The 5,109-nt window shown below is 71.4% G+C and carries 6 protein-coding genes and 1 riboswitch; of the genes, 4 read left to right on the top strand and 2 right to left on the bottom strand.

The genetic code is table 11. The features are described 5' to 3' along the window. Positions 1-119 precede the first annotated feature (119 nt). Entirely contained in the window at positions 120-710 is a 591-nt protein-coding gene (locus tag C1I93_RS28170) for an ECF transporter S component (protein ID WP_111246295.1), read from the bottom strand. A gap of 71 nt (positions 711-781) precedes the next feature. After that, positions 782-886: riboswitch (TPP riboswitch) on the bottom strand. A gap of 311 nt (positions 887-1,197) precedes the next feature. Here C1I93_RS28170 and C1I93_RS28175 point away from each other — a divergent pair. From C1I93_RS28175 to C1I93_RS28190, 4 genes are all read left to right on the top strand, one after another. After that, positions 1,198-2,199: a permease gene (locus C1I93_RS28175; protein ID WP_181445367.1), complete on the top strand. Its 1,002-nt coding sequence runs from the start codon at positions 1,198-1,200 to the stop codon at positions 2,197-2,199. Next, on the top strand, positions 2,196-2,948 hold the full coding sequence (locus C1I93_RS28180) for a TIGR03943 family putative permease subunit (RefSeq protein WP_111246297.1): 753 nt from the start codon (positions 2,196-2,198) through the stop codon (positions 2,946-2,948). The genes C1I93_RS28175 and C1I93_RS28180 overlap by 4 nt, the downstream gene beginning before the upstream one ends. Before the next feature lie 55 nt (positions 2,949-3,003). Next, complete coding sequence (locus C1I93_RS28185) at positions 3,004-3,834, top strand: alpha/beta fold hydrolase (RefSeq protein WP_111246298.1); 831 nt, start codon at positions 3,004-3,006, stop codon at positions 3,832-3,834. A 106-nt stretch (positions 3,835-3,940) separates the two neighbouring features. After that, positions 3,941-4,441, top strand: coding sequence for a DUF6328 family protein (locus C1I93_RS28190; RefSeq protein ID WP_111246299.1), 501 nt, complete (start codon positions 3,941-3,943; stop codon positions 4,439-4,441). An 11-nt stretch (positions 4,442-4,452) separates the two neighbouring features. On the opposite strand, the gene C1I93_RS28195 is transcribed toward C1I93_RS28190, so the two are convergent. Next, positions 4,453-5,109: hypothetical protein (locus C1I93_RS28195; RefSeq protein WP_258378366.1), on the bottom strand; the 657-nt coding region annotated here is incomplete at its 5' end.

The raw sequence follows: 5,109 nt of genomic DNA on the forward strand, positions 1-5,109 counted from the left end.
AGAGACAGGCACCCCACTCACCGTTCCCCCTCTCGCCGCGCTCCGCCCGGTCGCGTTGATCAAGAGGTTTGCGTCGGGAGACCGCGGGCGGGCCGACGCAAACCTCTTGATCAACAGGGTCAGACCAGGGCGCGGTCGCGGCCGGCCGGGAAGCGGTCCAGGACGCCTGTGGTGGCCAGGGCGCGGGTCAGGTAGTAGGCGCCAGCACCGGCGATGACTGTGGCGCTGACGACGGTGAGCAGTGCATAAGGAAGGCGGTAGGCCACGATGTCGCGTCCGGCGTTCCAGTAGACGAAGTCGAACAGCGCGGCACCGACACCTGTCGCCGCACCGGCGAGCAGCGCGGTCGGCAGGCGGAACGAGCGGTACCGGAAGGCGGCGAAGGCCAGCTCCGCACCGATGCCCTGAGCCAGCCCCTGCACGATCACCAGGCTGGCCCACTGGCTGCCGAGCAGCGCCGAGACGATCGCGGCGAGCAGCTCGCAGTAGAGCGCGGCACCCGGCTTGCGGATCACCAGGCCACCGAGCACAGCGGGCACCAGCCAGACGCCGTAGATCAGGGTCTGGGCGGGCGGGAAGAAGGCGAACGCCGCGTCGGTGGCGCTCCACACCAGGCCCCAGGCCCAGAAGATCACGCCGAAGGCGACGGCGATCACCGAGGCGACCACGATGTCGATGGTGCGCCAGCGGTTGTTGTCTGTGGTTGTCACGAGGTTGCTCCCAGTCCAGTGGCGAACCAGGCAAGACACACGCCGGCCCGGCGTCGGCCGGGCGCAGGCGGGCTGGAGGTGGACCGAACTCCCTGCGCTGGCATTACCCAGATCAGGTTCGAGGGTCTGCGGGCGAACCCGCACTCTCAGCGCTGTGCGCTCCCCTGTCGGAGGTGAAGTTGTCTCGCCGACGCTAGCATTGCCGGATTCCGCGGACAATGTGATCTACGCAGGTCAACCTGGCTGCGGGCGGCACGGCGGAGCCGCGCACCTGCGTGGCGACCTGTCGATGGATCGGTTCCCGCCGGTAGTCTCAGGCCGCTGATCCGCCACCGGCGGGCGGCGCAGCGCGAAGACCCGCCACATCGGCAGCCGCACCAGCGAGGGACGACAGGTGAGCACAGGCACTGACCACCCCGCGCCGGCCGGCGAGCCGCGTGAGCAGTCTGCCGGCGAGCCGCCCGAGCATCCGGCCGGTGGGGTGGATCTGGCCGGTCGGCCGGAGCCGTCCGGCCAGGCGGGTCGACGGCGGTGGCTCGGTGACCGGATCGGCTCGGTGGAGGTCCTGGCCGCGCTGCTGATCCTGCTGATCATCTTCCGGGATCCGCTGGCCGGTGCGCTCGACGACCCGCGCGTGCAGACCTGGACCACCGTGTTCGTCTCGATCATGGTGCAGGCGGTGCCGTTCCTGGTCTTCGGGGTGCTGCTCTCCGCCGTGATCGCGGTCTTCGTACCCCGGTCGTTCTGGGCCCGGGCGCTGCCCCGGCACCCGGCCCTGGCGGTGCCGGCGGCCAGCGCGGCCGGGGTGGTGCTGCCTGGCTGCGAGTGCGGAGCGGTGCCGATCGCCGGTTCACTGATCCGCCGGGGCGTCACCCCGGCCGCCGCGTTGGCCTTCCTGCTCGCCGCCCCGGCGGTGAACCCGATCGTGCTGGTCGCCACCGCTGTCGCCTTCCCGAACAACCCCGAGATGGTCCTCGCCCGGGGCGTCGCCAGCCTGGTCGTCGCCATGGTGATGGGCTGGCTCTGGTTGCGGCTGGGGCGTACCGAGTGGATCAGGATGCCGCGCCGGCCGGAGCTGGACGACACCTCCCGGGGCCGGGCCTTCTGGGGTGCCGTCCGGCACGACGTGACCCACGCCGGCGGCTTCCTGGTGCTCGGCGCGATGGCCGCCGCCTGCATCAACGTGCTGGTGCCCGAGCGGTGGTTGCAGACCCTGGCGGACAACGCCTGGCTGTCGATCCTGGCCCTGGCGCTGCTCGCCGTACTGCTCTCGCTCTGTTCGGAGGCGGACGCCTTCGTCGCGGCCTCGCTGTCGCAGTTCTCCCTCACGTCCCGACTGGTCTTCCTGGTGGTGGGGCCGATGGTCGATCTCAAGCTGATCGCGATGCAGGCGGGTGTCTTCGGCCGCCGGTTCGCGTTCCGGTTCGCGCCCACCACCTTCGCGGTGGCCGTGCTGGTCGCGGTCGGCGCCGGGGCGGTGCTGCTGTGAACCGGCAGGCGCAGGCCGTGGTCCTGCTGCTGCTCGGCGGTGCGGTGCTCCGGGCCAGCGTCACCGATTTGTACCTGCGCTACGTCAAGGAGGGGCTGCGTCCCTTCCTGATCGCCGCCGGTCTGCTGCTGGTGGTCGCCGCGATCATGACCCTCTGGTACGAACTGCGCCCGGCCCTCACCGACGATCCCGCCGCTGTCCCGGCCGACGAGCCGGACACCGGTCACGGCGGTCACGGCGGGCACGGCCACCACGAGCCACGGGTGGGTTGGCTGCTCATCCTGCCGGTACTGGGGTTGCTGCTGGTCGCCCCACCCGCCCTCGGGTCGTACGCGGCCAGTCAGGCCGGCACCGCGCTGAGCACCCCGGCGCGGTCGGACTACCCGCCGCTGCCCGCTGGCGATCCGGTGTCGGTGAGTGTCCTGGACTACGCAGCCCGGGCACTGTTCGACCGGGGCACCTCCATCGGCGATCGACGGGTACGGCTCACCGGCTTCATCACCACCGGCCCCGACCGGCAGCCGATGCTGGCCCGGATGGTGCTCTCCTGCTGCGCGGCCGACGGGCGGCCGGTGAAGCTCGGGCTCAGCGGCGACGTGCCGACCGGGCTGCCGGACGACAGTTGGGTCGAGGTGGTCGGCCGCTACAGCGAACGACTCGGTCGGGATCCGGTGAACGACGCCGAGATCCCCTATCTCGACGTCGAATCGTGGCGGCAGGTGCCCGTCCCCAAGCGTCAGTACGACTGACCGCCCGCCCGGCGTACTCCGATGGCTGCGGGCGCGGCTCGGTAGGCTGCGGTGCATGCACATCGACGCCCGGGGTCTGCGGTTCGACGTCATCACAGGTGGGCCGGAGCACGGCGAACCGGTGTTGCTGCTGCACGGTTTCCCGCAGCACTCCGGTGAGTGGCGTGACGTGGTGCCGACGTTGCACGCCGCAGGGCTGCGCACCTTCGCCCTCGACCAGCGCGGCTACTCACCCGGCGCGCGGCCGGCGGAGGTCGAGGCGTACCGGCTGGCGGAGCTGGTCGCCGACGCGGTCGCCGTACTGGACGCGCTCGGCGTCGACGCCGCACACGTGGTGGGGCACGACTGGGGTGCCGTCGTCGGGTGGGCGCTGGCCGCCGGCCACCCCGACCGGGTCCGGACCCTGACCGCGGTCTCCGTGCCGCATCCGGCCGCGATGGTGTACGCCATGACGGAGGACTCGCGACAGAAGGCGCGTTCGTCGTACATGCTGCTGTTCCGGCGTACCGGGGTGGCCGAGAAGACGCTGCTGGCGCTGAACGCCAGCGGGCTGCGCCGGATGCTGAACGGGGTCGGCGACGCGGCGCGGGTGGGCGCGTACGTCGAACCGCTGCGCGAGCCCGGCGCGTTGACCGCGGCACTGAACTGGTACCGGGCCATGTCCGGGAGGGACCTGGCGGCGACCGGTCCGGTCACCGTGCCGACCACGTACGTGTGGAGCGACGGCGACGTGGCGATCGGACGCACCGCCGCCGAGGCGTGCGCCGGCCATGTGCGCGGCGACTACCGCTTCGTCGTGCTCACCGGGGTCAGCCACTGGATCCCGGACCAGACACCGACGCGGCTGGCCGAGGCGATCGTGGCCCGGGTACGCCCGACCGGCTGACCAGGAGCCGTACCGCGAGTCGGTTTCGGAAGGGTGAACGTGGGGCATCTGCTTGCCGCCGCCGGGGGATTGGCCACCGGCGGCGGCCGTACCCCGGAGGTCCACGGTGTCCAAGGAAACTGAGAAGCAGCGGTGGCAGCGTAACTTCGCCGACCTGCTCCAGGAGTTGCGGGTCGCGCAGACAGGCGTGCAGATCCTCTTCGCCTTCCTGCTCACCCTGCCGTTCAGCGCAGGCTTCGACGACACCACCGAGTTCCAGCGGGACGTCTACATCGTCGCGTTGCTGGCGGCGGCCGGCGCCACCGCGATGATCATCTCCCCGGTCGCGTTCCACCGGGCGCTGTTCCGGCAGGGACGCAAGCCGGAGTTGGTGCGCTTCGCGCACCGGATGGCCAGCGGCGGGCTGGGGTTCATGCTTGTCGCGATGGTCAGCTCGGTGCTGCTGATCACCGACTTCGTGCTCGCCCGGCCGCTAGCCTTCCTGCTCAGCGCCATCACCGGCCTGTGGTTCCTGACCTTCTGGATGATCCTGCCGTTCTCCCGCCGCAGCTGGGGTGACGACGACATCGACGACGAGGACGACCCGAGCGGCCTGCCCCGAACCTGAGCCAGGCTCGGTCAGCGTGGGGGGCGCAGGCCGAGGTGGTGGAGTTCGAGGGTGGCGAGGGCGTTGATGGTCTGCTGGTCACCGCGGCGCCATGCCTCGACCACGTCGGGGTTGACCCGGGTGAGCTTGCGTAGCGGCTGGTTGGTCAGGGCGCGCAGGGCCAACAGGTCCTTGCCGGCGGGTGCGGCGGCCAGCGCCGTCGCCGACGCGGCCCGGCGCATCCAGCGCACCCGCAGCGGCAGCCAGCCGAACAGCACCAGCGCGAGGGGCACGATCAGCCAGCCGATGGCCAGCGCCAGGGCCAACTGGTCGACAAGTTCCTGCTGATCACGCCCGGCCTCGGCGAGGGAGCGGGCGGCACCGGCCGCCCGCTCGAAGGGCGCGGTCAGCTCGTCGCCCACCAGTGGCACCCGGCCGACCTTGCCGCCGGCCTCGGCGAGGTTGTCGGCCAGCCCACCGCCGGCCCCTTCCATCTTCTGTCCGGGTACGGCCAGCTTCTGCACCAGGTCGTGCAGCCACAGCGCGCTCCGGATCGCCGCGTACACCCAGGCGATGACGAGCAGATCGGTCAGAAGCTGTCGTGACCCGGTCGAAAAACGATCAGCATAGATCTTCACGCCGCACAGCCTGCCACCACCCACCCCACCCCACCAGACCTCGTCCGGAAG

It is taken from the genome of Micromonospora endophytica (assembly GCF_003236305.1).
GTDB classification, from domain to species: Bacteria; Actinomycetota; Actinomycetes; order Mycobacteriales; family Micromonosporaceae; genus Micromonospora; species Micromonospora endophytica.